This window comes from Streptomyces sp. Isolate_45, assembly GCF_024721315.2.
GTDB lineage: Bacteria > Actinomycetota > Actinomycetes > Streptomycetales > Streptomycetaceae > Streptomyces.
Genome location: NZ_JANFAK020000023.1, coordinates 40,230 through 65,442, shown reverse-complemented (window position 1 = coordinate 65,442; position 25,213 = coordinate 40,230). Strand labels below are relative to the sequence as shown.

Genomic DNA, 25,213 nt, shown 5'->3' with positions numbered 1-25,213 from the left:
ATGAAGCGCCAACTCGCCCGTGGACGTCCGCGAGCCTCGCGGCGTGTCCCGGAGCGTGCGGTCCTTGTCAGCGGACCACGTCGAAGACGTTCTTCTGGAGGCCGTTGGCGTACGCCTCGTGCTCGACGAGCTTCAGCTTCTGTGCGTCCTTGTCGGTCGCGCTGAAGAGCCGCTTGCCCGCGCCGAGCAGGAGGGGGAAGACGATCAGGTGGTAGCGGTCGATCAGGCCTGCGTCCGACAGGGCCTGGTTGAGCGAAGCGCTGCCGTGGACGATGATCGGCCCGCCCTCGGTCTCCTTCAGCGCGGCGACCTCATCGAGCGAACGCAGGATCGTCGTCTCACCCCAGTTCGACACGAGGTCGCCCTCGCCGAGGGTGGTCGATACGACGTACTTCGGCATCAGCTTGTAGTCGGCGAAGTCCTCCATGTCGGGCCACACCGGGCTGAAGGCCTCGTAGCTCGTCCGGCCCATCAGGATCGCGGTGGCTTCCTTCTGCTCCCGGGCCTTGATCTCGAAGGCCTCGGGCAGGAACTCGACGTCCTTGAAGGTCCACCCCGCGTTCCGGTATCCGGGCTCGCCTCCGGGGGAGTCCACGACTCCGTCGAGCGAAACGAAGGCGGTGCTGATGAGGGTGCGCATCTCAAGTTCCTCGGTGTCTGTTGTCGGGCGTCCGGTGTTCGTTGTGCGGGTCTGATTCTCGGCGGGTCCGTCCGGTGCGCGCGTCGACCACACGCGTGGCTGCGATGGACCGGTCATTGAACATGCCCGTGGATCGCGCGGAAACCTATCGGTCATCGCCCGCCCCATCCGACGGGTTCATCCGAGTACATCAAGTCGAACCCGCCGACGCGGATGCCAGGGCGGCCGGCGGCCCACAGCGTTCTCGACGCGTCCGGAGGGTGCGGCCGACGCCGCGCCGGTGACGGTGAGAGCGCGGATTTGCTTCCTCCCGCGACCCGTAGGACGCTCAGCAGCCGGACCGCCCGAAACGGCGACCGTTCGACGAGCACGCGGCAAGGGCTGTGGCCCGCATCGCCCGGCCGTGTCGAGCCCCGGGCGCAATGCGGAGGTCCGCGCACGGGCCGCACGGGCCGTCGGCGTCATCCGTCCTGGTAGTGACCTGTTGGAGGAACACGTGGAAAAGGCTGGGTTCCAGCGGCGGACGCACTCCGATGAGGGAGGTCCGGGTGAGGGCCTGGACGGGCTGCGCGAGCACGGGTTCGCCCGCTACGGAGCGGAGCGGCTCGGTATCGACCCGGGCGGCTCCGACGCGAGGGACTTGGCCGCGATCCGGGAGGTCTGCGCCGCCCTGCCGCCCGACCCCTACGCTCCCGGGACGAACCGGTTCCGTCGGTACTCCCATGCGGTGTACCTGCCGTGGAAGGACGAACTGTCCTGGATTCCCGGAACTCCCGACCCCGTACACGGTACGGTCACCGACTTCTCCCAGGGTGAGGGAGACCCCGACTCCCCGCGGCCGCGGCGCGTGCTCCCCGACGTCCCCGAGGTCCTGCGCGGCAACGCCCTGCTGCTGCGGCTCCTGCGCTGGGACATCGAGCAGGTCCTGTCCCTGAGGGACCTGGGGAGACGACCGTTGTGGGCCGGCGTCCACCTGATCAGGCTCGGCGTCGACCGTCCCGACCAGGACGCCGTCTCCTCCCCGAACTGCCTTCACCAGGACGGAGGTTCGGCCGGCACGTTCACCTTCGCCCACCTCATCAGCCGTGCCAACGTCACCGGTGGGCAGAACGTCATCGCCACACCCGGCAGCGCGGGCCTCCAACCCGATGACCCCTGGGCGGACATCCACGCCGAATTCACCCTCACCGACCCACTGGACGGATACGCCGTCCACGACCACAGGGTCAGCCACTACGTCGGCCCGGTCCGCGCGGGCTCGGAGCCAGGACCTGGCGAACGGTCCGTCCTCATCATCGGTCTCGCCCCGTACGTTCCCCAACTGTGACCCCGGGGCACGTCATCACCACAGCGCGCGAAGGCACTTCCGCCCGTGTGGAGCAAGCGATCCGGACTTCGCCGATGACCGGCGATCTTCTCCGGCTCACGGTTCTGGGATCCGCGACGCCCTATCCGAGTGTGGACAATCCCTGCTCGGGCTACCTTGTGTCCAGTGGGGACACGCGGCTGTGGGTGGACGCGGGTACCGGGACCCTGGCTCAGCTGCGACGGCACGTTCGGCTCGACGAGTTGGATGCGATCTGGATCTCGCACCTGCACGCGGATCACAGCGCGGACCTCCTCACCGCCTACTACGGGGCGCTCCACGCCGACATCCGGCTCGCCGCGCCCATCCCCCTCTACGGCCCGCCGGGCATCGCCGATCGGCTGTCACACTTCCTCACCAACTCCTCGACCCGCAGCCCGATCGAATCCGCCTTCGACATCGATGAACTGCATGACGGACATCAAGTGCGCGTCGGCGGGGTGACGTTGACCAGCCGGGCGGTGCGGCACGGCTGCCCCGCCTTCGCCCTTCGCGTCGAGGCGGCGGGCCGATCTCTGGTGTACTCCGGGGACACGGCACCCTGCCCCGGTCTGACGAACCTGGCCGAGGAGTGCGACGTGCTGCTGTGCGAGGCCGACAGCCCGCAGGTCCCGACCGAGGGCGAGCCGGTGCACCACACACCGGAGGACGCCGGTGACACGGCCGACGCGGCCCGGGCGCGACGGCTGATCGTCACACACGTGGGGCCCTTCCTCACCCCGCAACAGGCGGTTGCCCGTGCCGCGACCCGCTTCGCCGGTCCGATCGACCACGCCGCACCCGGCGCCACCTTCGCGGTCGGTTGACCCGACACGCTCTCGGGGCATTCCCACCGCCGGACACCCCGTGTGGACACTCATGGGGCGGGCGGACGCGTCCGAACCCAGTACGAGCGGGCCGCGATGGTGAGGGCGACACCGTAGACGGCGAAGGCGACCATCCCGATCCAGCCGACCAGCAGTGCGTCGTCCGAGGAGGGGAAGTCGCCACGCCGTATCGTCACCACATCGGCCGTGGCCAGGGCCAGGTATCCGCCCCCCACGACGCCGTAAGGGGCGAGTGTCGCAGCGCCGAGCAGGGCCGGGGTGAGGGGGAGCCAGCGCGGCACCCGTCGGCCGCGCAGGAACAGCGTCCAGCGCGGGAAGACCCGTCCCCAGGGGCGGACCAGGCCCCAGAGCAGGAAGCTGCCGAGCGCGGCCAGGAGCGCGGTGGGATCCAGACCCCACGACTCCAGGGTGAGGAAGATCCCGGAGGCGCCGTTCCGCTCGGAGACCGCGAACATCTCCTCGCCGGTGATCCCGGCGAAGGTACCGCCGGACGCCCAGACCAGTTTCATCGCCACGTACGGGACGAAGGACAACGTCCCTGCCCAGGCGACGAGTTCGAGGCGCCACCGTACATCGGAAGGCGCTCGTACAGCCGGAACGGCGAGGTGGCCGTCGGACCGGGCCGTGGCAGCCAGGAGGACCGCCCCGACCGCCGCGAGGGCCTTGTTCGCAGCGGAGGCCGGGCTGTCCACCCCCTGACCGACCATCAGCGTGATCATATCCATCAGCAGGCTGAAGGCGGTGATACCGGCCAGCCCGCAGGTCACCCGGAGCAGCACCCGTAGCACCGGCCCAGGCCCGTACCGCACCACCACTCCGCTGACCACGGCGGCCTGCGCACCCACCGCCGTGACCGCCCATCCGAGCCCGGAGGCCCCTTGCCCGCCGCCGTGGTAGGACAAGGCGGTCCCGTTCAGCGCGCACGCCAGGCCGAAGCCGGCGTACAGCACGGCCCACAACACCGTTGCCCCGGCCACCCAGCGCGGCCATTCCTGCCACCAGGCGCTCCACAGCGCCTTCGTCGTTCGTTCAGCACCGGTCATGGTCCGAACGTCTCATCGACCGCGTCAGGCGGCATCGGCCACCGGAACGATCCCCCTCCCTCTGTCGGGTGAGCGACCTCGATACACGCGAGGTATGAGCCAAGGATCGGCAGTCGGCCCCGCAGCGGTCGTCGGGGCTTCTCGCGGCTGAGGTCGTCGATGTCGTCCACGCATTCCCGCGGTACCTCGTCGGGGTTCGGCCGCCGAGCGGGCGGCACGGTTGACCCTGTCGCGACGTCAGGGTTTCTACTGGGCTCCATCCGGCCCGCAGCGCTGACCGAGCGTGCAGGGCGACCTCCGGGAGGAGCTCCGACATGACCGCCACCGTCGAGAAGAACATGGCCTTGCTGCGCACCGCGTACCGGCTCGTGGAGAGCGACGATCTCGACAAGGCGGCCCTGATGCTGACCGAAGGCTTCACCGCCCACGTCCCCGGATGCCCGGAGCCGTTGCACGGCCGGGAGGTCTGGTCGCGGGGCACCAAGATCATGAAGGATGCCTTCCCCGACCTGAAGATCGACGTCCAGGACATGTTCGGTGTCGCCGACAAGGTGACGGTGTTGGTCCACTTCCAGGGCACGCACCAGGGCACGTTCCAGCAGTTCCAGGCGACGGGCCGCGAGGTCGGATACCGGAGCGTCGAGGTCTACCGCTTCGAGGGCGATCGGATCGCCGAGGAGTGGGTCGCTCCGGACCTGCTCAGCCTCATGCAGCAGATCTCACCCGCCCCCGCGCCCGCACCCGCACCCGCCTGCGACTGACGCCGGTAGGCCCCTCGCCGCACGACGCGCACACCCGTAAGGCCCTGCCGTTACCCGGGCCGGAGAGGAAGGAGCGTCTACCGACCCCGGCATCCCGACCACTTCGTACGCGCGGAGCCCGCGGTCGGTCCGCAGCGCGGTGATCCTGGCCATGGGTGGCGGCCGGGAAGCCGTTCCGGGCCTGGGCGGTTCCCATATCGCCTGGTCGGCCCTCTCCGGTCCGTGCCGCCGGCTCGCCGGCGAACTCGGGCCGCACGGCATCCGGTCGGCCTGGCCGCTCTCTCCCGGCTCGCCGGACCCGTCGAGCCCGCCCGAGGACGACCCGAGGCGACCGTGACCCTGTTCCACCGCCGGCCCCGTCTCGAAGACGTCGCCCACGCCGCGGCCTTCCTCGCCTCCGACCGCGCGCCGACCATGGTGTCGTTACCCGTGAGGTAATCGCACCGATCGGTCGGTGCCGGCGAGAATGCTGATCCGGCCGCGTCAGTCGGACGCGGATGGCCGATCGGAGGATGAGCCGTGACCACGGACGCAGCTACGACCACCCGTGCCGTGCTGGAAGAACTGTTGCGCCGGATCGGAGAGGGCGACGCCGAACGCATCGCTGAGATGTATGCCGAGCGGAGCGACTGGAAACTGGACTGGCCGGAGGCCGAGCACGGTCGAACCGACACCCCTTGGATCCGCCACCGTTCCACTCGGGCCGACGCCGAGGCCCACTACCGGGACCTCGCCGCGCACCACGTGCCCGGACAGGCGGCGACCGAGATCGAACGCATCCTCGTCGACGGCGGCGACGCGGTCGTGCTCGGCGAGATCCGCCGGACCGCCCGCTCCACCGGACGCCCCTATCGCGCCCGGTTCGCGCTGCACCTCACGGTCGAGGACGGCCTCGTCGTTCGGCACCACGTCTACGAGGACAGCCTTGCCGTGGCCCAGGCGTTCGAGACGCGGGAGCCGGGTGAGGATCACTGAGTCGAAGACGGAGGGCGGGGCGGACCTCACGACCACGCACAGGTACGCGGGGCTACTCTGGCGCACATGATCACCGGAGAGGGGGAACGCCGATGAGCGACAACATCCATCGGCCTGTGGAGATGATGATCGGGGGCGGGCCCGCGGCCCTGGCCCGCCCGGCGGGGGCCGTGCTGGTCGACGACTGCGGCGGCATGTTCCACCGAGGTGTTCTCGCCGAGCTCGGCCAAACCCCCGATCAGCTGCGCCACCTGGACGTCCACGGCTTCGATCCCTACACGTACGCCGCCCCCACGCAGCGTGTACCGACGCTTGCCGTCCGGATGTGGCTGGACCAGCTCGCCTCTTCCGGCCCGGTGGTGAACGGCACCGCCGAGCTGGCTGTTGATCAGGAACGCCGTCTGGTCGCGGCCGTCCACCCCGCGAGGGCGGCCGACCAGATCATCGTCGACATCGAGGGCATACCGACGCTCGCCCCCGGCCTGCCCCCACAGCTCGTGCCCGGTACCGGCCCCGCCCTGCACTCCTTCGACCGGGCCGCGGGTGTGCTGCTGGCCGATCTGGCCGGGCTGGGTCCGGTGGCGCGCGGGCCGGCGACCGCACTCGTCGACGTACTGAACCAGGGAGGCGGCCCGGCGGACGTAATGGCGTTGCTGGACGGTGTCGACCCGGGCCTGCTGACCCCGTCCACGGCTCCGATCGAGGCGATCCGGGCGTTCGCCGCCTTCCTGAAGGCCACCGCGGACGCCGCCGGACCGCTCTGCTTCGGTGACGCACTGGTGTACGGGCGAACCGCCGTGACGGCCGCCGACCGCTGGATCGTGGCCGGCGGCGGGGACCACGCCCTGGCCACGGCGGAAGCGCTCCTCAACGGAAACCCGGCCGCCCGGGTCACCGTCGTCGCGGCTGCCCTTGACACCGCAGCGGTCAGCACGGCCCGGTACCACGACCTGTGGAGCCGCCATACCGCGGACGGCGATGGTGACGGACGGCTGGAATTCCGTACCGGCGCCGAGCCCGGCCCCATCACCCTGACCGGTACGGGCCGCTTCGCCGAGGGCGGGGTGGAGGCCGACGGGTACGCGGCGGCGATCGGCCGGGCCCGCAGGTTGCCGGCTGCCGTTGGCAAACTGGCGTACTGGGCCCGGCAGGCCCGAGGACACGTCACCGGCACCCTGCTCTTCGACACCGACCTCCAATACCTCGGCTACCGGCTGCACTTCGCCGCCGAGGGCCTGCTGCGCCAGGTGGACGTCACCGGCGCCGCCTCGTGGTTCCTGCCCGCCGACGTGTTCCCGACGGAACAGGCCCGCCGAGTGGAACTGATGGGCCGACGTGTCGTGCCACCGGAGTCGGGCGGCGCCCCCACGGACCTCGCGCCGGTCGCGGCGCAGGCTGCCCGCCTGGCGGCCGCCCGACGTCAGGGAACGGTGAGGGAGTCCGAGACGGTGCCGGAACGCTGGGTGCCGTCCGCCTGACCGAGAGGTCGGTACACATGCCGGCGGCCGTTCACGATCCGTCCGGATCGCCCGGGGCCGCCGGCGTGACGGTGTCCGGGGAAGGGACGCGGCGCAGGGTGCGGATCGCCGGGACGGAGAGCAGCGCGACGCACCCCGCGAGGCAGGTGCCCGCCGAGACCAGGAGCAGGCTCTCCGGCGGGGCCAGTTCGGTGGCCGGCCCCGCCAGGATCTGGCCGAGCGCGATCCCGGACACCGAGCCGGCCAGCTCGTACGCGGTGACCCGGTTGAGAACCGCGGATGGTGTGTGGGTCTGCACGCTGGTCGCCCACATCACCGACCAGAACGCCCAGGCGCCGGCGCCGAGGACGTGCCCCGCCAGCAGCACCGGCAGCCCTGCGCCCAACGCCACGCAGAGCGGCAGCACGGTGAACAAGGCCATGGCGACGGCACCGGCGGCCAGCGGCCGGGCCGGGCGCAGTCGCAGTGCCAACAGGCCGCCGAGCACGGTTCCGACGCCCATGAAGGAGACGGCCAGGCCGTAGGCATTCGGGCCGAGCCGGGCTCCGATCAGCGCTGAGCTCAGCGGCACCAGCGGGCCGAAGAGCAGTACGCCGTACGCCACCCAGATCAGGATGACCGCCCACATCCAGGTGCGGGAGCGGAACTCCTGCCATCCCCGGCGCAGGTCGCGGCGGAGCGAACCCCACGTGGAACCGGTGGAGTCGGCGTCGGCCAAGGTCTTGGGTGCGTCGGCGGGGGCAAGACGGATCAGAGCCAAACACAGGGCGCTGAGCACGAAGGTGCCGGCATCGATCGCGTAAACGGCCCCCGCGCCGGTCAGCACGATCAGCAGCCCCGCCAGGGCGGGGCCGAGCAGGTGGGCAAGGGCGTCGGCGACCTTGAGCGTGGCGTTGGCCCGCTGCGGTTCCCGGGCGACCAGCGGAACCATCCCGTTCACCCCGGGCTGGAACATCGCGACGGCCGCACCGGCCAGTGCCGCCATGGTCACCAGCAGCCAGAACGGCGGCGTGCCGGCGAAGAACGCGGCAGCCAGCACACCCTGGGTGAGCACCCGGACCAGGTCCGCACCCACCATCATCCGCCGCGCTCCGACGCGGTCGGCGAACACGCCGCCGAACAGGACGAGGAGAACGAACGTCCCGGTCCAGGTGCCGAGGACGAAGCCGACCCCGGAGATCCCGTACAGCGGGCCGACCGCGAGCGCGGCGGCCACCGGCATCATCGCGTCGCCGAGCAACGAGACCGCGCGGGCGGTGAAGTAGAGCGTGAACGGTCGGTCCCACAACGAGGTCGCGGAGGGTGGCGGGTCGCTCGGAACGGTCGGGGTGTTCCGGGCCTGTGTCTGTGAATGCGTATGTGCGGTGGTCACAGGACGATGCTGGACCGGACCAATCGGCAACCCCAGTGTCCTGAACGACACGATGGGGTACTTTCGCGCCATGACGCCTCGTACGCTGCCGAACTCCCCGGCGCTCCACCGGGTCGTGGCCGTGCTGCGGTCCCCGCAGTCGACCTTCCCGCTGGCGTGCGCGACAGAGGTGTTCGGCGACCACAGCCCGGCGATTCCCTCCCGTTACGCGTTCGAGGTCTGTACCGAGCACCCAGGCCCGGTGCGGACCCGGGCCGGATACGACCTGCTGGTCACGACGGGTCTGGACGCGCTGGAGCAGGCGGACACCGTACTGATCCCCGGCTGGGAACAGCCCGTCGACGCCGAGGTGTCGACAGCGGTGATCGCGGCGGTCCGAAAGGCGCACCGCCGCGGCGCGCGGATCGTCGGCATCTGCTCGGGCGCCTTCGTGCTCGCCGCCGCCGGACTGCTGGACGATCGGCGGGCCGCCACCCACTGGGCCCGGGCCCCGGAGCTGGCCGCCCGGTTCCCACGGGTCCGGGTCGACCCCGCGGTGCTGTACGTGGACCACGGTGACGTCGCGACCAGCGCCGGATCGGCCGCGGGCGTGGACCTCTGCCTGCACCTGGTCCGTTCCGACCATGGCGCCGCGTACGCGATGCGGATCGCCCGGCAGATGGTGATGCCGCCGCACCGCGAGGGCTGCCAGTTGCAGTACGCCGAACTGCCCACTTCCGGACCGGTCGCCGACTCGCTGGCCCCGCTGCTGGAGTGGCTGGCCGGGCGGCTGGACCAGCCGGTCAGCGTCGCCGAGATGGCGGTCCGCTCCCAGGTCTCGACGCGCACGCTGACCCGACGCTTCACCGAACAGTTGGGGATCAGCCCCGGACGCTGGCTGCTGGACCGCCGGATAGCCGCCACCCGGGCGCTGCTGGAGGAGACCGACCTGCCCGTCGAAGCGATCGCGCACCGGGTCGGCCTTTCCTCGGCCGTCAACCTGCGCCGGCGCTTCCACGAGGCCCTGCGCACGACGCCCGCCGCCTACCGGCGCACCTTCCGAGCGGACGAGGCCGGGACGGAGACCAAAACGGTGACACGGTGAGCCCCCTCCGCATCGTGTCCCGGGCCCGTGCCCCTGAGTTCGACTTCGCGCCCCCTCGGATGGCGCAACTGTCGCTGGGCCTCCCCTCTCCATGATCAATAACCTGGCGCCCGGCGCGTGACCTCGCCTCTGTCGGACAGAGAAGGCGAGCGACCTCAGTGGAACCGAAGACGTTGCGGCGCGCGGCATTGCTCACGGCGGCGACCGCTACACCGGCCCCAAGCCCGCGATCCCGAACTCGTCGGCCGCCCCTTCCGCGCCCACCACTCCACCACAGCCGCTTGGTTGAGCGACCTCACCCTCACCCAGGACACCCCACCGGGCATCCGCGGCGCCACGGGACTCCCCTCACGGTGAGACGGCGGAACGCGGCACGGTAACCTCACGCCATGCCCGAGACACCCGTGGCGCGGTTCTATGACGAACTGGCCGACGACTACCACCTGATCTACTCGGACTGGGACGCGAGCATCCGCCGGCAGGGGCTGCTCTGGACGCCCTGATCGGCCTGGATCGCGCGGCCGTGCTCGACTGCTACTGGGCACTCGGCCGGGACCGGCTGGCCGGTCTCGCGGCCGAGGCCGGGTTCGCCGACATCGGGTGGCGGATGCCGCAGGAGACGGGCTTCTTCCAACCGCTGCTCCTGGCCCGCGTCGGGCGTGCGCGGAGGGACTTGGACGCGTCAGCGGCCGGTCGCCGCTAGGGCGGCGGCGTCCGTTTCGTAGGGTGCGAAGCCGGAGTTGTCCTTGCAGCCGAGCTCTTCGTAGGTGTTGACCCTGGTTTCCGGGTCGGTGTAGGTCAGCCGGAACTTGCAGGCGCCCTTGATGTAGCGGCCCTTGACCCCGCCGGGAAAGTCGATCTCCTTGTTCCACAGGTAGGGCGAGCTGTAGTCGTTGAGGCGGGCAGTGGCGTTGACGTCGATGCCGCCGGGCGCGTAGATCTCGTAGACCCAGCCGGTCCGACCGCTGCCGTACGTGGCGAACTTCTGGGCGACCCACTTCTCGCAACTGGTGCTGAGGTGAGCGCTGTTCTGGCCTCCGCCCTTGACGATGTACTCGGCGAGCGGCGTCACTTCCTCGCCCCGCGGGGTGAAGCCCGTCCGGAAGATCTCTTCGACCGTCTCCCGGGTGTCGCCGCGCCACAGCGTGTTGACGTCCGTGCGCCACTGCCACCGCTCCTGCGCCGCGGCGGAGGCGACGGGGCGGGCGATCGACGGGTTCGTCGTCGTACGCCACCAGTCCCAGGCGCGGTAGTCGACCGTCGGGCCGCACGGGGTGGTCAGGTCGTCCACCGCGGCGGCCGGGACCACATGGACGGCGGGGGCCGGAGCGGCGGCCGCCGAGGCCGGGACACCCGCGGCGGAGAGGAGGGAGAGGGCGGCGAGCACCCGAAGAGCAGCCTTCAGCATGGTGAGGACCCATCCGTCGATCAACGTGACGGGCCCAGTTATAGGGGTCGGCATCAGCGGTCGGCGGAGCACGATGGGCCGGGTTCACCCGTGCGGCGGGATCAGTCGTACCGGGGAAAGGATCCGCCACACCCCACCGACGACGACGCCCACGCATCGGCGTGACGCTCCCGCCCGGTGAAGCCCGTGCGGTCCATACCGATGATCGTGCGTTTCGGAGGGCGGAGCGGGCCGGCCTCACCGACCGCGAGATCGCGGCAGCGCCTGCCCTGCTCAGCCGCCTCATCGAGAGGGTGCGCGGCGAGGAAGCCGGTGGGCAGGCCGCGGACGGGTGAACCGCCCTCCAAGGCTGCTCCGCTCAGGTGTGCCCCGCGCACCCGCCCGTTGCGTGAGATCCCTGCCGGGATGCCGGGATGCCGGGATGCCGGGATGCCGGGCCTGCCGGTGGGGCCGGGGCAGAGGAGACGGTCGTCGAGGTCGGGGGCGGGGCGCCAGGTGAGGACGATGACCGCTCGGACGGCCGAGTCGGCGGCCGGGGCCGTGGGCAGGGCGGCGCGGATCGCCGGGATCGGGTCACCCGTGGACAGCCGTTCCGGAGCGTGGCGGCCGCTCGCGTAGTGGAGCGGGCCCTGGTAGCCACGACTCGGCTCGGGTGTACGGAACCGGTATCCGGGTGGGCTTCGTGAAGGGAAAGGAGAGGATTCGAGTGGTGAGGGAGAGCGATGTCGGGTACGGGGCGTGACACGTCCGGTCTGAGATGCGAGGACGCACGGCTGATCGCCCGGGACGTTCTGGAGGCGGCCGCCGCGGGGGAGCGCCTGGTGGACGACGTGTTGCTGGTGGTTTCGGAACTGGTTTCCAACGCGATCCGCCACGCCGGCGGAGTGACCGGCTTCCACGTTCAGCTTCTCGCAGGCCGTGTGGAGGTGGCGGTTTCGGACGCATCGATGTTGTTCCCCCGCACGCCGGGTACGCCGATCCACGCGCCGGGAGGGTTCGGCTGGCTCCTGGTGAACCGGATCGCCGACCGTACGGAGATCCGGAGCCACGACGAAGGCAAGACGATCATGGCGTTCTTCCCGGTCCCGGCCGCCACATGAGACCACGCGCGGTGGCCCCGGCTCTCGCGGGCGAGAGAGGCCTGCGGTACGAGCTCGGTACGAATGCCGCCGGCCCGGAGTGACGTCGGGAGGCCCGTGAGGACGGCCCGTCAGGCAGGCCTGTGCCCGACGGGCAGGCACGAATGCTCAGCTCGCACGCTGCGCATGGTCGAGGAAGCATGGAAGGCGTGCACGGCGCGCTGTCGCTGATTGTCCTCATGCGAGCGGCGACCCGGGCCGCACCCACCGCTGGTGGTGGCGCCCGGCTCGCCGGGGTACCGGTGCGGTGCTGAGGTGCGATCCAGAACTTTCCGGGGTTCGGCGCCCCGGGAACGTCGAGAACGCGCGACCGGCTCCGTCCCAGGGACATCGGCGGCCGTCATCGGCCGCACCGGGAAGAAGGAGAAGGCAGCATGGCGATTCAGCGGATGGACAACGTCGGCATCGTCGTCGAGGACCTGGACGCCGCCATCGCGTTCTTCGTGGAACTCGGTATGGAGCTGGAGGGCAGGGCGCAGGTCGAGGGCCTCGTCGCCGACCAGTGCACCGGACTCGACGGCGTCCGCTGTGACATCGCGATGGTCCGGACCCCGGACGGTCACAGCCGGCTCGAACTGGCGAGGTACCGCAGCCCCGCCGCGACCAGCACCGGGCCGCGCAACCGGCCGCACAACATCCTGGGCACCCACCGCGTCATGTTCGCCGTCGACGACATCGAGGACACCGTTGCCCGCCTCCGACCTCACGGCGCCGAACTCGTCGGCGGGATCGCCCGGTTCGAGGACAGCTACCTGCTCTGCTACGTCCGAGGCCCGGAGGGCATCATCGTCGGACTGGCCGAACAACTGGCCTGAGAGGTGCCCGGCCCGCTGTCCGGCTCAAGATCGGGAGAGCGCCTTGACGAGGTCGTCGCGGGTGGGTTCGGCCGCGGGTTCGGCCCCCTCCACGCTCCGCCCCGGCCGCCTTGGCCTCGATGAGGGTGGCGACCTTCTCCTGGAACGTGTCGTGGAACCGGCCGGGGTCCCAAACCACGCTGAGGGCGGTGTTGAGCCGCTCGGCCATCCGTAGTTCTTTGGCGAGGCCCTGACCCTGCCGGGCCCAAGGCCGGACTGGGGCTGCTGACCCAGGTGATGGCGCTGGAACCGGCCGAGCACCGGATCACCGAGCCCTACCGCAGGACACGGGACCACGGTCCGGCGGAGCGGCCGACGGGCCAGGGCGCAAGAGGAACCCTGTGGGGTCTGCGGGGGACAGCCGTAGCTCCGGGCCGGGGCGCGCCCCCTCGTCGCCGCACTCGTCGTCCGCAACCACCCGACCGGCATCACCTTCAACCGCTCCGGAGGGGACGGGATCATGGACCTTCTGGCTGCCCTCCTGCGACGACTGGATGCCGTCCTCGTCGTCCCGGGCGGGCCGACCGTGATCCAGCGGGACGAGCACCGCGAGCTTCTGCCCGCTTCCCTCAGGACCGAGTGGCCCGTCGTCGTGGCCCGTACCGGCGCGGAGATCGACCGGGCGATCCGGGCCTCCTGAACGAACGGACGCGGGCCCGCCCTTCCCGGCGCCCGGCACCGGGAGGGGCCGGTGCACCGGCGAGCGTGCCGTGGCCACCCTCAAGGGCGGGCGCCCCCGCGAGGGCGCGGCGCGGCACCCCCGGGTGACTGCTCGGAGCTCGGACTCCACCCAGGGAAGACGTTCGGACATCTTCTGGAGACTCGTGGATATTCATCGGCTCATTCGATCTCCCTAGTGTTGAGCACATCAAGCCGAGCCCGGGAACATCCCCCGGGCGACCCACCCCAGGGAGACCATCATGCGCGCCGTCATCCAGAAGTCCTTCGGAGGCCCCGAGGTCCTGGAGGTCATCGAGACCGACCGTCCCACCCCTCTCGGCGGAGAAGTCCTGATCCGCGTCCACGCCAGTTCCGTGAACCCGGTGGACGTGGTCGTCAGGTCCGGCGCCTACCCGCTGCTCGGTGAGCCGCCGTTCGGCGTCGGCTGGGACATCTCGGGCGTCGTCGAGGAGGCCGGCCCCGGTGCCCGGTTCAAGCCGGGCGACGAGGTCTTCGGCATGCCGTTCTTCCCGCGCGCCGCCACCGGTTACGCCGAATACGTCGCCGCCCCCTCGCGCCAGGTCGCCCGCAAGCCCGCCGCCCTCGACCACGTGCACGCCGCAGCGATCCCCCTCGCCGCGCTCACCGCCTGGCAGGGCCTGGTGGACGCGGCCGGACTCCAGGAAGGACAGCGGGTGCTGATCCACCGCGCGGCCGGCGGCGTCGGGCACTTCGCCGTCCAGATCGCCAAGGCCCGCGGAGCCCACGTCATCGCCATGGCGAGCGCCCCCAGGCACGAGTTCCTGCGTGACCTGGGCGCCGACGAGCTCATCGACTACCGCACCACCGACTTCACGCAGGAGGTCAAGGACGTCGACGTCGTCTTCGACTCGTCCTCCGAAGGCCCTCGGTCCCTGGCCGTTCTGCGTCCCGGCGGCACGCTCGTCAGCATCATGGAGCACTGGAACCAGGAGCTCGCGGCCCAGGTGACGGCCGCGGGCCGTCACTTCGCCGGCATCTCCGTCGAACCCGACTACGCGTCGCTGGAGGCGATAGCCGCGCTCGTGGACTCCGGACACATCCGGCCCCACATCGCGCGGACCTTCCCCCTGGCCGAAGCCGCCCAGGCCCACGAACTGGTCGGTTCCGGCCGCGTCCAGGGCAAGGTGGTCCTCACTGTCGCCTGACACCGCAGGGTTTGACGGAGCGTAGGCTGAAGCGCACGACGCGCACGATGTGCACGACGCGGAAATCCGGGGAGCCGGGGGGCCGGGGGAACACGGAAGACCGGGGCACCGGGGAAGGCGGGGACGGCGTTGGACATCCTGACCGAGGCACTGGGCTCGATGCGGACGGGGCAGCCCCGATCCGTACGAACCAACGGCCGCGCGCCCTGGGGCCTGCGCCTACCCCCGGTCGCCGGCGCCGGCTTCCACGTGGTGCTCTACGGCACCTGCTGGCTCATACCGCTCGACGACGCACCCCACCTCGAACCGATCGCCCTCGCTCCGGGTGACGTCGTCTTCCTGCGCGACGGCCGCGGGCACATTCTCGCCGATCACCCCTCCACACCGGCCGAAGTGGAAAGGCCGGAACAGTTCAGCCCGGGCTCACCGCTCGGCACGGTCACGATCGGCGGCGACGGCCCCGGCACCAGCCTCCTCTGCGGCAACTACCACCTGGACCAGGGCCGCCCCCACCCCCTGGTGCACCAGCTCCCGGAGATCGTCCACCTGGCCACCCGGCACGGCCGGCACCCCGAGCTGAGCGCAGCCGTCCAACTCCTCGGCACGGAGCTGGAGAACCCCCGGATCGGATCGGCGGGCATCGTCCCCGCGCTCATCGACTCGCTGCTCCTCTACATCCTTCGAGCCTGGATCGAGGACCAGGCCCCGACGGCCACCAAGGGCTGGGCCGCCGCCCTCGGCGACTCCGCGATCGCCTCCGCCCTGACGGCCGTCCATGAGACCCCGGCCGCTCCGTGGACCGTCGAGTCGCTCGCCAACCGGGTGGGTCTGTCCCGAGCGGCCTTCGCCCGCCGGTTCACGGCCTTCGTCGGCGAACCGCCCATGGCCTATCTGACCCGCTGGCGCATGACGACCGCCGCCAAACTGCTGCGCGAGTCCGAGGCCCCGCTCCTGACCGTCGCGGCCCGCACCGGCTACGGCTCCGAGTACGCCTTCGCCAAGGCGTTCAAGCGCGAGTACGGGCAGGCTCCCGGCGGTTACCGCCGTACGTCGCGCGCTGCCTGACGACAGGACGGCGTACGGCCCGGGCGACCTCGGGCGTTCGGGCCGCGACGGTGCCATGCCGCACCTCGGGGGAGGAGGCGCAGGTCGGGGACCCGGGGCAGGGGAAACGGAACGAGTCGCACGCGGCCCGGATCCCGGATCCCGGATCCCGGATCCCGGATCCCGGATCCCGGATCCCGGATCCCGGATCCCGGATCCCGGGTCTCAACGTCGGACTGTGGATCCCCGGCAGCGGCACGCGCGAGAGGTCGCTCGGCGTCGGGGACACGGCGATCGACTCACCGACCGATGAAGAGCGACCTGTCCACGCGGATCGGTATCGCCACCGAGCCACTCACCATCACCGGAGTCCTCCAACCGGTCGACCGGGGCGAGGCCGGACTCGACGACCCCGTCTCGAAGCACGTCACCTGCACCCGTCGGGGACGCGATCACCGTCCGCTTGCTTGCCGAGATGCGCAGCGGCCTCTTCAACTGCACCGCGGGACACCATCCTTCTCGGCCGCCCGTTGGTGGAGAAGGCGAGCGGACAGCGACGCGCGAACTACCTCAAGGACCACGTCCCACCCCCTGGACCTCGAAGACACGTCCCTGCCCGGCGACGGCGCCATGCCCGACCCGCATGCCGTCGGCCACACCGTTTTCCCCCAGCGGCACCGTCACCTCCCTCGTGACCCCGGGCCATCTCCGCCCCGCCCCGGTGCCCACCGAGCCGGAGTAGGCCGACCGACTCCTCCGGGGCGGGGATCTATTCCGGGGGGAGGTCGGACGCGAGGGCGGGCTGTGGAGCGCCGATGCCCTGGACCAGCTCCACGCTGCTGAACAGCAGGTGGCTGGTGGAGAAAGAGACCGTGATGCGGACGTAGTGGGAAACGCCATCGGAATGTCGGTAGATCCGCCGTCCCTTCTCCCGCAGCATCGAGCACGAGGATCCTGCAGCACACGATCCGCCAGGACAACGGCTCCACCTGCGGCTCGGCGCTCCCGGCCTCGTGGACGCCGGCGGCACGGGCGACTCCTCCGGCGACGCCGGTGCTCGTCGAGGTTCGACATGGTCGGCGCGAACTCGGCCGTCGGCACGCCCCGTTGCGATCCGTTAGGTCCGCACACCCTTGGATGAGGACGTCCAGCCCTGGCGGCGGAGGTTTTCGAAGCCGTCCAGGAGGAGGTCCAGGGCGAATTCGAACTCGAACTGGTCGTCGCAGCCACCGCCGACCGTGGAGTCCCCGTCGTGTGCGGCCGTCGCGGCCAGCTCCGCGATGTGCGGGTAGCGCGCCGCCAGGCCGGGGTCCGGGGGGCCGGAGGAGCCCGCGGTGTCGAACAGTTCCTGACTGAAGCCGAGCAGGCGGCTGCCCATGGCGTGCATGACGTGGTGCGTGAGGTCGGCGGAGAGCCCGCCGCCCCGGAAGGTCCCGGCCATCGAGTCCAGGTACGCCAGTACGGCCGGGGTGGGGCCGGTCCGTGACTCGATGACCCGGGCCGCCCACGGGTGACGCAACAGGACCCGCCGCGCGGAGAGGATCCGCCCGCGGACCACGTGTTGCCAGTCGGGACCCACCGCCGGCGGGTCGATCTCGCCGACGACGGCGTCGGCCATGCCGTCGAGCAGCTCCTCCTTGTTGGCCACGTGCTTGTAGAGGGCCATGGGGACGACGCCCAGCTCCTGCGCGAGCCTGCGCATGCTGAGCGCGTCGATGCCGGTGGCGTCGGCGAGCGCGATGGCGGCGCGCAGGACCCGGTCCCTGTTCAGGGGGATCCGTTGCGCGTGCGTGGTTTCCTGCCGGGTCATTCCGGTCCAGCCCCTCTTCTCGACAGCCCTCTCCTTGACGAGTGTACGCAGTACACCTAGGATCGCCGCCAGGTGTACGACGTACACCACGATCGAGCGAGAGGTGCCGAAGATGAGTCCGGACCGAAGAACCGCAGTGGCCACCGGGGCACTGTTCCTGCTCACCGAGGTCGCCGCGATAGCCGGTGCGGTCCTGTACCGCCCCCTGCTCGGTGGGCCGGTCGGCCGCCTCGCCCAGGGCGCGGACACGCGGGCGCTGCTCGGAGTGCTCTGCGAGGTGGTGCTGGTGGTGGCCGTGGCCGGCACCGGGGCGGCGCTGTTCCCCGTCCTGCGCCGCCACGGCGAGGGGCTCGCGCTCGGGTACGCCTTCGGGCGGCTGCTGGAAGCGGCCGTCATCACCCTCGGAACAGTCGCCGTCCTGGCGCTCGTCACCCTGCGGCGGGATCCGGGAACGGCGGACGGCGCCGATGTCGCGCTGGCGGCCGTGCACGACTGGACGTTCCTGCTCGGGCCCAACATCGCCCTCGGCCTGAACACCGTCCTGCTTGCGTACATGGCGTACCGCGCACGGCTCGTCCCCCGCCCCATCGCCGTGCTCGGGCTGATCGGCGGGCCGCTGATCTGCGCTTCGGCCGTCGCCGTGATGTTCGGGGCCTACACGCAGCTCTCCGTGGCGGGGGCGGTCGCCGCGCTCCCGGTGTTCGCCTGGGAGCTCGGGCTGGCCGGGTGGCTGATCGTCAGGGGGTTCGGCCCCGGCGCAGGCGCTGAGTCCCGAGCGGCCGAGGAAGTGGCTGATCCGGTCGGTACCCCCGGACCGTAACCGCCCGCCTCCCGCCCGCCCCCCGGACCACCGGAAACGACCACCACGACGACGGCGACGGCGGGCGGCCGGCACCGCCACGGTGATCGGGGAAGCCTCCGCCCATGGAGTGCCCGTCCGAGAAACCGCTTGGCCGCCCACCGCGCCCCCTGCTACGTTCGCGGAGGCCGTGCGAAGAACCAGGAGGTGGTACCCGTGAACGCAGAATCGACATGGGTGCTCTCCTCCGGGGTCACGGTCGGACGATAGGCAGGTCGTCCGGGAGCGCCGTTCCATGAGCACTCCCGAAAGGCACGACCAATGCACTTCACCTCTGAACAGCGTCTCGACGACGCCGTCCTCGAACGCGAGTTCACCCTCGGCGAGATCCCCGGCATCCTGTGGACACCCGTACCCGCGACCGCACCGGTGCCGCTGATCCTGATCGGCCACCCGCCGCTCGGACTGGGCAGGATGTACCCCCGGCTGGCGGGTCGGGCCCGGCACTACGCGTCGGAGTACGGCTTCGCCGCAGCCACCATCGAGCTCCCCGGCAGCGGGGAACGGCCCCGTTGGGCCGCCGCCGAGCAGGCCCGCGCCGACCTGCGCCGGGTGATGGAGGCCGGCGATCCGGTCGGCGACGAGATCGTGGACGCCCTCATCCTCCCGCTGGTCGAAAGGGCGGTCCCGGAATGGCGGTCCGCCCTGGACTCCCTCCTGTCGCTGCCCGAGATCGACGGCCCGGTCGGGTACGAGGGAGGAGTGATCTCCATCGGCGTCCGCCTCGCGGCGGTCGAACCCCGCATCGTGGCCGCGGGATTCTTCGCCGGGAGCCTCGTACCGGCCGCCATGTTCGAGGAGGCCCGCCAGGTCACCATCCCGCTGCACGTCCTGCTGCAGTGGGACGACGAGGGGAACGACCGGCAGGCGGCCCTGAACCTGTTCGACGCCTTCGGCTCCAAGGAGAAGACCCTGCACGCCAATCTCGGCGGGCACACCGGCGTCCCGCAATTCGAACTCGACACCGGAGCCCGGTTCTTCGCCCGGCATCTGAAGTGAGACGGCCCCTGAGCGGCAGGCGCCCCGACCTCGGCTGACCCGGCGGCCGGGCCCCGAGCCCAACCGTCCTGCGGCCCCGGATCCGGTCATCGGGTTCGGGGCCGCGGTCGCCCGGCGGCCGATCACCACGACGAGTCGGGTGTCGGCGTAGATGACGACCTGTTGGTCGGTGAGCCCCGATGGTTCTTCGACTGCTCGGCAAAGGTGTGGCCGCGGGTGGGCACCAGGGTCACGTCGACGTCGAGGATGAGCCGGGAGCGCGAGCTGCGGAAACGGCTTTGCACCCCGTTTGATCGGCGTGGATGCTGACTGACCGGAGGTACTGAAGATGATCGATGTTGTGCTGAAGCTGTCAGTCCGTGATTTGGCGCACGCGGACCTGGCGTCATGCGGGTGGGCAGGGTCCGACCACCACTTGGCCGGTGTCGCCAAGCAGTTGGAACGCGCCCGGACCGGTGAGGTCGACTACCTGGCGGTCTGCTCTGCGACGGGCATCCCGGTGGCGAAGGGCGGCGTCGACTACCAGGTCAATGAGGGCGTCGGCACTTTGTGGCAGCTGGCGGTCCACCCCGCATTGCAGTCGTGCGGGATCGGCACGTTCCTCGTCGAAGCCGCAGAACTGCGGATCAGGAGCCGCGGTCTGCGGCAGGCCGAGCTGGCTGTGGAGGAAGGCAACCCCCGAGCGCATGCGCTATACGAACGACTGGGCTATGTCGCGTACGACCGCCGGCCGGACTCGTGGGACGAACAAGCGCCTGATGGATCGGTGCGCCGCTACGAAACGATGTGCGTGTTGATGCGGAAGGAACTCTCGTAGGCTCGGTCACGGGCGCCGCACTCCAAGTTCGTCAGCCATGGCGGAGGCTTCTTCCTCGGATCCGGCCAGAAGCTTCCGGTCGCGGAGCGGCTCAATCGCATCCGGCTCGCCCTGCGCATGCGTGACGCGGCACGCGCGTACTACGTCGCCCCCTTCTGGACCGTGTAGGAGCATCTGCCCGGCGACGAGAGCGTCCGGGGCGACCCGCGGGCCACCAGGTGGCGTATCCCGGTGCTGCCCGAACGGTCGTGGGATAGCCCGCCGTTGAAGTCCGAAGAGCCATCGGAGCAGGTCAGGTCGTACTTTCGCTCCCAGAAGTACTGGACCATGCCGATCCCGGGGTCTGGGGTCTGGGGTCGGCATGGAGTACGGCGGCGCCCGCCTCCGTCTTCCGGGGGCGGGCGCCGGGTCGTGAGCGGGGGCGGGCCGGGGAGGAATCCGGTTGCCTCTCTCACGGGTTTTGTGGGGCGCGAAGGCTGTGAAGGCTTCGGCCGGTGTCTCCCGTGTGTCAGGCGTTGACGCAGGTGTTGCCGAAGGACGGGTTGAGCAGGGCGATGACGTTGACGGTGTTGCCGCAGGCGTTGACCGGGATGTGGACCGGGACCTGGATGACGTTGCCGGAGGCGACGCCGGGGGAGCCGATGGCTGCGCCCTGGGCGCCGGCGTCGGCGGATGCGAGTCCGGCGCCGCCCATGACGACGGTGGCCGCGGTGGCGGCGATGGCGAAGCTCTTCTTCACTGCGGACATGGTGCGCTCCTCGAACTACGGTGGGGGTGGGTTCTACCTGGGGGTTGAACGGCGGGCCGCTGCCCCCGGGCGCAGACGCACGCCTCGGGCGGGGGCATTGCCGTGTCCTGTGCAACGCCCACTCGGCCCCCGGGGACACGGCCGTTCCCTCCGGCGGAGGAGTCGGAACGTCCGAGCACCGCGATCCGGTCGGCGAGTTGTCCCTGGAGGGGCAGGGCCGTCCGCGTCCGTCAGCGTGAGGGCCGCCGCCGACGCCGGGCGCGCCGACAGCCGGGCCGGTGACGCCGTGCGCCGCCCGGAACGGCTCTGTCGTCAGTCGGATCAGGCCCGTCGGAAGCGGTGGCTGAGCTCTTCGGCCACCGCTTCCGGCACGGCATCCGAGTACTGGCTGATCACGCCGCCGGTGCGGACGAAGGTGAACGTCCGTCCGGGCTCCTGAAGCGGACCCGGTCCGAGCGGGATCGGGGCTCCCCCAGCGTCCGCGGCCGCCGCATCGAGTTGTCGGTAGCTGAACGTGTCGTCCCCCACCCGGTACGGTGACCGCGCCGGCTTCAGGCCGTGGCGCGTGTAGAGGTCCGCGTACCAGGCGTTGTAGTGCGCACAGTCCCCGATCGCCGCCCGGATTCCGCTCATCACCCGCACCGCGTCGTCCTCCGCGAAGCTGTAGACCTTGACCACCTGATCGTGACCACTGTGCCCCCGAGGGGCCAGCACCACACGGGCCGAGGCCGCCGGAGGGTGGTTCTTCGAAGTGATGGCCGCCGATACCTTGCCGCAGGGGCGGTCATCCGACGGGTGGTTGGTGAACTCCTTTTCCACGGAGGCCACTTGGTATCCGGCGACGTCCTGTTTCCGCGGCAACGCCTCTTTCAGCTCGGCCATGCTCAACCCCGCCGCCGAGCCGGGGAGCGGAATTCCGAGCACGAGGCCGCCGCTGACGGAAACGGCCACGACGGACAGCGCGAAGAACCGCGTACGACGGCGCACGTCGTTTCCCTCCTTCAGGGCGAAGCGTGATGTTTCACCGGTCCACTGGTACCTGGTCCGCGGGCCCCCACGCCTCACGAGCGCGGGCGAACCGCCTCGTCCCGGGCTCCGGGGCTCGGCCGGTGCGGCGGAACGGTGCGGTCCTCGAACCGGTCCACTCGCTACGAGTACGCGACGGTCTCCGCGTCCGCGATCCGGGTTCGCGTCCGGGTTCGCGTCCGGGTTCCGTCCACCGTCAACGGCTGACGGTAGCCGTCCCGCAACAGGTCGCTCCGCGCGGGGCCCTCCCTCGGGGCGCCGCCCCCGTCAGGAGCGACCGTTGAAGTGTCCTTCCAGGGCCGGCGCCGTCGTCGCGATGACGACGGCCCCCTCGCGAAGGTCATCGGACAGATGTGCCCGATCGCCCTCCTCGCGGATGATCACCGGTCGGTCCGTCGAAAGTACGCTCGCCCCGAGACGTTCGACCAGTTCGGCCAGGACGTCGAAGAACCGGCCGGGTGGAAAGCGGCTGACCGCGACGCAGACGTCGTTCACGTCCACCTCGACCTCGTAGCCGTCAGCGGTCCGGATCGGTGCGCCGCCCCTCGGGTTCTCGTCGGCGGTGCCGACGTGCGGCCCCAGGACCTCCCGTACGACATCCATGTCGAGGGGCTCCGGCCGACCGTTGCGGTAGCGGAGCACGAACAGCATGCGACTCATTGTCGGATCCTCACCGGCCTTCTCGGGACGATCCGGCGCCCGGCGTTCTTCCGAACCCGATCCGGATGGCTCCCGAGGGCGCCGGAGGAGAAGAATACGAGGACGGCTACCGGCTTGGACGGCCAGGGACCCACTCGGTGCCGCCGGCTCGGTGGGGCCGGTGGTGCATCTCGCTGCGCCCTTGATCGATGAGCCTTCGTCCCGCCGTGCGAAGTCCGGGGTCCATCAGCGCCTTGCCGTCGGCCTCCTGTTTCATGCCGCGAAGCACTTTGACTCCGCTGCGGATCTTGCCCATGAGGTCCTCCTTCGGAACGGATGCGGGGCGCCGGCCCCAGGGTGTGTACACAGTGTGATATTGGAACTACTTTCGGTGAATGGGACCGGTGAGGGGCACTTAAGTCGCGCGAGGGCGGACCGTCCCCGCCCACCTCATTCGCGGTAGGTGACCGACGTACAGGCGTTATTACCGTCACATACTCGGCAAAACGTACATTGGGCAAACGATGTGCCCGGCGGCGGTTCCGCTCGACCCGGTCCCGGATCGGGCGTGCCGGCACCGGGTTTCCTGGGTAGGTCGAGTGATGGGCGTGGCGGGGCGTCGGGCCGGGTCCGGCCGCCGCCCGGACGATCATGGAGCCGTGTGGACCCCGTTCGGGGTCCCGACCAGAATCGTAGGAGCGAACGGATGCCGAACGAGCGAGCCGGGCAGTTGGCGAGGGCGGAGGACCTCATCGACGTGTCCCGCCTGGTGACCGCGTACTACGCCCTGCACCCCGACACCGCCGATCCAGCCCAGCGGGTCGGTTTCGGAACGTCGGGCCACCGGGGCTCGTCCCTCGACACGGCCTTCAACGAGGACCACATCGCCGCTACGAGCCAGGCCATCTGCGAATACCGGGCTCACCACGGCGTGGACGGACCGCTGTTCCTCGGCGCCGATACGCACGCGCTGTCCGAACCCGCGAGGGTCACCGCCATCGAGGTCCTCGCCGCCAACGGCGTGAACGTCGTCATCGACGCCGACGACCACTACACCCCCACCCCCGCCGTGTCCCACGCCATCCTGACCCACAATCGCGGCCGTACCGACGGCCTGGCCGACGGAGTGGTCGTCACGCCCTCCCACAACCCGCCCGGCGACGGCGGGTTCAAGTACAACCCGCCCCACGGCGGACCCGCCGGGTCCGAGGCGACCGGCTGGATCCAGGAGCGGGCCAACGAGATCATCACCGGTGGTTCGAAGGAGGTACGGAGGATTCCGTACGCCCGGGCGCTCGCGGCCGCCACCACCGGTAGGTACGACTTCCTCGGCGCCTACGTCCGCGACCTCCCTTCCGTGCTCGACCTCGACGCCGTCCGTGCCGCGGGCGTGCGCATCGGCGCCGACCCGCTGGGTGGGGCCTCCGTGGCCTACTGGGGGCGTATCGCCGAGGAACACGGCCTGGACCTGACCGTCGTCAACCCGGAGACCGACCCCACCTGGCGGTTCATGACGCTGGACTGGGACGGGAAGATCCGGATGGACTGCTCGTCCCCGTACGCGATGGCCTCGCTGATCGAGGGAAGGGACCGCTTCGACATCACGACCGGCAACGACGCGGACGCCGACCGGCACGGCATCGTCACGCCGGACGGCGGCCTGATGAACCCCAACCACTACCTCGCCACCGCGATCGACTACCTGTACCGCCACCGCGAGGGCTGGCCGCGGGCCGCGGGCATCGGGAAGACGCTCGTGTCCTCGGGGATGATCGACCGGGTGGCCGCCGACCTCGGCCGCCCACTGGTCGAAGTACCCGTCGGCTTCAAGTGGTTCGTGGACGGTTTGGCCGACGGTGGCCTCGGCTTCGGCGGCGAGGAGTCCGCCGGCGCGTCCTTCCTGCGTCGCGACGGCTCGGTGTGGACGACCGACAAGGACGGCATCCTCCTCGCCCTGCTCGCCTCGGAGATCCTGGCGGTGACGGAACAGAGCCCCTCCGAGCGGTACGCCGCGCTGACCACCAGGTTCGGCGAACCCGCGTACGCCCGCATCGACGCACCGGCCACGCGGGACGAGAAGGCCGTGCTCGGCCGGCTTTCCCCGGACCAGGTCACCGCGGACACGCTCGCCGGCGACCCGGTCACCGGAGTACTGACGAGCGCCCCCGGCAACGGCGCGGCCTTCGGCGGGATCAAGGTGAGTACCGACCACGCCTGGTTCGCGGCCCGTCCCTCGGGCACCGAGGACGTGTACAAGATCTACGCCGAATCGTTCCGCGGACCCGAGCACCTCGCAGAGGTCCAGGAGGCGGCACGGTCCGTGGTTTCGGCGGCGCTGTCCGCCTGACCCGGCGGTGGCCGCCACGGCGGCCGGGGCAATGCCCCGGCCGTACGGTGGGGCGTGAAGCCGGCGCTTCGTAGCCGGCCGCGGGCGACGTGCCCGGCCCGGCGGTGGGCTGCGTGAGCTCCGGATTTCT

25 protein-coding genes and 1 pseudogene are annotated in these 25,213 nt (G+C 70.9%); 16 read left to right on the top strand and 10 right to left on the bottom strand.

The window, feature by feature from the left end; translation table 11 throughout:
- Positions 1 to 67 precede the first annotated feature (67 nt).
- Complete coding sequence (locus NOD94_RS10620; protein ID WP_281205563.1) at positions 68 to 640, bottom strand: dihydrofolate reductase family protein; 573 nt, start codon at positions 638 to 640, stop codon at positions 68 to 70.
- Positions 641 to 1,136: 496 nt separating this feature from the next.
- Here NOD94_RS10620 and NOD94_RS10615 point away from each other — a divergent pair, with 496 nt between their 5' ends.
- Positions 1,137 to 1,967 (top strand): 2OG-Fe dioxygenase family protein, encoded by an 831-nt coding sequence (locus NOD94_RS10615; protein ID WP_281205562.1) that lies wholly within the window; start codon positions 1,137 to 1,139, stop codon positions 1,965 to 1,967.
- A gap of 74 nt (positions 1,968 to 2,041) precedes the next feature.
- On the top strand, positions 2,042 to 2,812 hold the full coding sequence (locus NOD94_RS10610) for an MBL fold metallo-hydrolase (RefSeq protein WP_281205561.1): 771 nt from the start codon (positions 2,042 to 2,044) through the stop codon (positions 2,810 to 2,812).
- A 50-nt stretch (positions 2,813 to 2,862) separates the two neighbouring features.
- On the opposite strand, the gene NOD94_RS10605 is transcribed toward NOD94_RS10610, so the two are convergent.
- Positions 2,863 to 3,876 (bottom strand): hypothetical protein, encoded by a 1,014-nt coding sequence (locus NOD94_RS10605; RefSeq protein ID WP_281205560.1) that lies wholly within the window; start codon positions 3,874 to 3,876, stop codon positions 2,863 to 2,865.
- A gap of 314 nt (positions 3,877 to 4,190) precedes the next feature.
- Between NOD94_RS10605 and NOD94_RS10600 the strand changes: the two genes are divergently transcribed.
- The 3 genes from NOD94_RS10600 to NOD94_RS10590 all read left to right on the top strand — a co-directional run bounded on the left by NOD94_RS10600 (position 4,191) and on the right by NOD94_RS10590 (position 7,090).
- Complete coding sequence (locus NOD94_RS10600) at positions 4,191 to 4,637, top strand: ester cyclase (RefSeq protein WP_281205559.1); 447 nt, start codon at positions 4,191 to 4,193, stop codon at positions 4,635 to 4,637.
- 519 nt (positions 4,638 to 5,156) lie between these two features.
- Positions 5,157 to 5,612 carry a nuclear transport factor 2 family protein gene (locus NOD94_RS10595; RefSeq protein ID WP_281205558.1) on the top strand — a complete coding sequence of 152 codons (456 nt, stop codon included), beginning with the start codon at positions 5,157 to 5,159 and terminating at the stop codon, positions 5,610 to 5,612.
- Positions 5,613 to 5,704: 92 nt separating this feature from the next.
- Positions 5,705 to 7,090: a hypothetical protein gene (locus NOD94_RS10590; RefSeq protein WP_281205557.1), complete on the top strand. Its 1,386-nt coding sequence runs from the start codon at positions 5,705 to 5,707 to the stop codon at positions 7,088 to 7,090.
- Between the two features lie 31 nt (positions 7,091 to 7,121).
- On the opposite strand, the gene NOD94_RS10585 is transcribed toward NOD94_RS10590, so the two are convergent.
- Complete coding sequence (locus tag NOD94_RS10585) at positions 7,122 to 8,462, bottom strand: MFS transporter (RefSeq protein WP_281205556.1); 1,341 nt, start codon at positions 8,460 to 8,462, stop codon at positions 7,122 to 7,124.
- A gap of 70 nt (positions 8,463 to 8,532) precedes the next feature.
- Here NOD94_RS10585 and NOD94_RS10580 point away from each other — a divergent pair, with 70 nt between their 5' ends.
- Both NOD94_RS10580 and NOD94_RS10575 read left to right on the top strand, forming a co-directional pair.
- On the top strand, positions 8,533 to 9,546 hold the full coding sequence (locus NOD94_RS10580; RefSeq protein WP_281205555.1) for a helix-turn-helix domain-containing protein: 1,014 nt from the start codon (positions 8,533 to 8,535) through the stop codon (positions 9,544 to 9,546).
- Between the two features lie 523 nt (positions 9,547 to 10,069).
- Positions 10,070 to 10,249, top strand: a complete 180-nt coding sequence (locus NOD94_RS10575) for a hypothetical protein (protein ID WP_281205554.1) — start codon at positions 10,070 to 10,072, stop codon at positions 10,247 to 10,249.
- Here the strand turns inward: NOD94_RS10575 and NOD94_RS10570 are convergent.
- Positions 10,229 to 10,954, bottom strand: a complete 726-nt coding sequence (locus tag NOD94_RS10570) for a hypothetical protein (RefSeq protein ID WP_281205553.1) — start codon at positions 10,952 to 10,954, stop codon at positions 10,229 to 10,231. The genes NOD94_RS10575 and NOD94_RS10570 overlap by 21 nt on opposite strands.
- 722 nt (positions 10,955 to 11,676) lie before the next feature.
- Between NOD94_RS10570 and NOD94_RS10565 the strand changes: the two genes are divergently transcribed.
- The 5 genes from NOD94_RS10565 to NOD94_RS10545 all read left to right on the top strand — a co-directional run bounded on the left by NOD94_RS10565 (position 11,677) and on the right by NOD94_RS10545 (position 15,859).
- Entirely contained in the window at positions 11,677 to 12,054 is a 378-nt protein-coding gene (locus NOD94_RS10565; RefSeq protein WP_281205552.1) for an ATP-binding protein, read from the top strand.
- 413 nt (positions 12,055 to 12,467) lie between these two features.
- Entirely contained in the window at positions 12,468 to 12,908 is a 441-nt protein-coding gene (locus NOD94_RS10560; RefSeq protein WP_281205551.1) for a VOC family protein, read from the top strand.
- 499 nt (positions 12,909 to 13,407) lie between these two features.
- The gene (locus NOD94_RS10555; RefSeq protein WP_281205550.1) at positions 13,408 to 13,587 is read left to right on the top strand and encodes a hypothetical protein; all 180 of its coding nucleotides are present in this window, start codon (positions 13,408 to 13,410) and stop codon (positions 13,585 to 13,587) included.
- A 280-nt stretch (positions 13,588 to 13,867) separates the two neighbouring features.
- The gene (locus NOD94_RS10550) at positions 13,868 to 14,794 is read left to right on the top strand and encodes an NADP-dependent oxidoreductase (RefSeq protein ID WP_281205549.1); all 927 of its coding nucleotides are present in this window, start codon (positions 13,868 to 13,870) and stop codon (positions 14,792 to 14,794) included.
- A gap of 129 nt (positions 14,795 to 14,923) precedes the next feature.
- Positions 14,924 to 15,859, top strand: coding sequence for an AraC family transcriptional regulator (locus NOD94_RS10545; protein ID WP_281205548.1), 936 nt, complete (start codon positions 14,924 to 14,926; stop codon positions 15,857 to 15,859).
- Between the two features lie 748 nt (positions 15,860 to 16,607).
- Here the strand turns inward: NOD94_RS10545 and NOD94_RS10540 are convergent.
- Together NOD94_RS10540 and NOD94_RS10535 are read right to left on the bottom strand one after the other, a co-directional pair.
- Positions 16,608 to 16,778 (bottom strand): hypothetical protein, encoded by a 171-nt coding sequence (locus NOD94_RS10540; RefSeq protein WP_281205547.1) that lies wholly within the window; start codon positions 16,776 to 16,778, stop codon positions 16,608 to 16,610.
- A gap of 177 nt (positions 16,779 to 16,955) precedes the next feature.
- On the bottom strand, positions 16,956 to 17,648 hold the full coding sequence (locus tag NOD94_RS10535; protein ID WP_281205546.1) for a TetR/AcrR family transcriptional regulator C-terminal domain-containing protein: 693 nt from the start codon (positions 17,646 to 17,648) through the stop codon (positions 16,956 to 16,958).
- 112 nt (positions 17,649 to 17,760) lie between these two features.
- Here NOD94_RS10535 and NOD94_RS10530 point away from each other — a divergent pair, with 112 nt between their 5' ends.
- The gene (locus NOD94_RS10530) at positions 17,761 to 18,468 is read left to right on the top strand and encodes a DUF4386 domain-containing protein (protein ID WP_281205545.1); all 708 of its coding nucleotides are present in this window, start codon (positions 17,761 to 17,763) and stop codon (positions 18,466 to 18,468) included.
- 300 nt (positions 18,469 to 18,768) lie between these two features.
- Positions 18,769 to 19,506, top strand: a complete 738-nt coding sequence (locus NOD94_RS10525) for an alpha/beta hydrolase (RefSeq protein WP_281205544.1) — start codon at positions 18,769 to 18,771, stop codon at positions 19,504 to 19,506.
- Positions 19,507 to 19,620: 114 nt separating this feature from the next.
- Here NOD94_RS10525 and NOD94_RS10520 read toward each other — a convergent pair.
- Positions 19,621 to 19,790 (bottom strand): annotated as a pseudogene (locus tag NOD94_RS10520) (IS5/IS1182 family transposase); the annotation flags it as partial.
- Positions 19,791 to 19,834: 44 nt separating this feature from the next.
- On the opposite strand from NOD94_RS10520, the gene NOD94_RS10515 reads away from it, so the two are divergent.
- The gene (locus tag NOD94_RS10515; RefSeq protein ID WP_281205543.1) at positions 19,835 to 20,323 is read left to right on the top strand and encodes a GNAT family N-acetyltransferase; all 489 of its coding nucleotides are present in this window, start codon (positions 19,835 to 19,837) and stop codon (positions 20,321 to 20,323) included.
- A 508-nt stretch (positions 20,324 to 20,831) separates the two neighbouring features.
- Here NOD94_RS10515 and NOD94_RS10510 read toward each other — a convergent pair.
- From NOD94_RS10510 to NOD94_RS10500, 3 genes are all read right to left on the bottom strand, one after another.
- A complete protein-coding gene (locus NOD94_RS10510; protein ID WP_281205542.1) occupies positions 20,832 to 21,071 on the bottom strand; it encodes a chaplin in 240 nt (79 codons plus the stop codon).
- A gap of 321 nt (positions 21,072 to 21,392) precedes the next feature.
- Complete coding sequence (locus NOD94_RS10505; RefSeq protein ID WP_281205541.1) at positions 21,393 to 22,058, bottom strand: hypothetical protein; 666 nt, start codon at positions 22,056 to 22,058, stop codon at positions 21,393 to 21,395.
- Positions 22,059 to 22,364: 306 nt separating this feature from the next.
- Positions 22,365 to 22,757, bottom strand: coding sequence for a hypothetical protein (locus NOD94_RS10500; protein WP_281205540.1), 393 nt, complete (start codon positions 22,755 to 22,757; stop codon positions 22,365 to 22,367).
- 685 nt (positions 22,758 to 23,442) lie between these two features.
- On the opposite strand from NOD94_RS10500, the gene pgm reads away from it, so the two are divergent.
- Complete coding sequence (gene pgm / locus NOD94_RS10495; RefSeq protein ID WP_281205539.1) at positions 23,443 to 25,083, top strand: phosphoglucomutase (alpha-D-glucose-1,6-bisphosphate-dependent); 1,641 nt, start codon at positions 23,443 to 23,445, stop codon at positions 25,081 to 25,083.
- The last annotated feature ends 130 nt before the right edge of the window (positions 25,084 to 25,213 follow it).

Coding starts and splice junctions, on each gene's coding strand:
- NOD94_RS10535 (WP_281205546.1), bottom strand. CDS start 17,648: ATGACCCGGCAGGAAACCACGCACGCGCAACGGATCCCCCTGAACAGG.
- NOD94_RS10530 (WP_281205545.1), top strand. CDS start 17,761: ATGAGTCCGGACCGAAGAACCGCAGTGGCCACCGGGGCACTGTTCCTG.
- NOD94_RS10605 (WP_281205560.1), bottom strand. CDS start 3,876: ATGACCGGTGCTGAACGAACGACGAAGGCGCTGTGGAGCGCCTGGTGG.
- NOD94_RS10590 (WP_281205557.1), top strand. CDS start 5,705: ATGAGCGACAACATCCATCGGCCTGTGGAGATGATGATCGGGGGCGGG.
- NOD94_RS10500 (WP_281205540.1), bottom strand. CDS start 22,757: ATGAGTCGCATGCTGTTCGTGCTCCGCTACCGCAACGGTCGGCCGGAG.
- NOD94_RS10540 (WP_281205547.1), bottom strand. CDS start 16,778: ATGCTGCGGGAGAAGGGACGGCGGATCTACCGACATTCCGATGGCGTT.
- NOD94_RS10515 (WP_281205543.1), top strand. CDS start 19,835: ATGATCGATGTTGTGCTGAAGCTGTCAGTCCGTGATTTGGCGCACGCG.
- pgm (WP_281205539.1), top strand. CDS start 23,443: ATGCCGAACGAGCGAGCCGGGCAGTTGGCGAGGGCGGAGGACCTCATC.
- NOD94_RS10565 (WP_281205552.1), top strand. CDS start 11,677: ATGTCGGGTACGGGGCGTGACACGTCCGGTCTGAGATGCGAGGACGCA.
- NOD94_RS10610 (WP_281205561.1), top strand. CDS start 2,042: ATGACCGGCGATCTTCTCCGGCTCACGGTTCTGGGATCCGCGACGCCC.
- NOD94_RS10560 (WP_281205551.1), top strand. CDS start 12,468: ATGGCGATTCAGCGGATGGACAACGTCGGCATCGTCGTCGAGGACCTG.
- NOD94_RS10510 (WP_281205542.1), bottom strand. CDS start 21,071: ATGTCCGCAGTGAAGAAGAGCTTCGCCATCGCCGCCACCGCGGCCACC.
- NOD94_RS10555 (WP_281205550.1), top strand. CDS start 13,408: ATGGACCTTCTGGCTGCCCTCCTGCGACGACTGGATGCCGTCCTCGTC.
- NOD94_RS10550 (WP_281205549.1), top strand. CDS start 13,868: ATGCGCGCCGTCATCCAGAAGTCCTTCGGAGGCCCCGAGGTCCTGGAG.
- NOD94_RS10600 (WP_281205559.1), top strand. CDS start 4,191: ATGACCGCCACCGTCGAGAAGAACATGGCCTTGCTGCGCACCGCGTAC.
- NOD94_RS10580 (WP_281205555.1), top strand. CDS start 8,533: ATGACGCCTCGTACGCTGCCGAACTCCCCGGCGCTCCACCGGGTCGTG.
- NOD94_RS10620 (WP_281205563.1), bottom strand. CDS start 640: ATGCGCACCCTCATCAGCACCGCCTTCGTTTCGCTCGACGGAGTCGTG.
- NOD94_RS10570 (WP_281205553.1), bottom strand. CDS start 10,954: ATGCTGAAGGCTGCTCTTCGGGTGCTCGCCGCCCTCTCCCTCCTCTCC.
- NOD94_RS10525 (WP_281205544.1), top strand. CDS start 18,769: ATGCACTTCACCTCTGAACAGCGTCTCGACGACGCCGTCCTCGAACGC.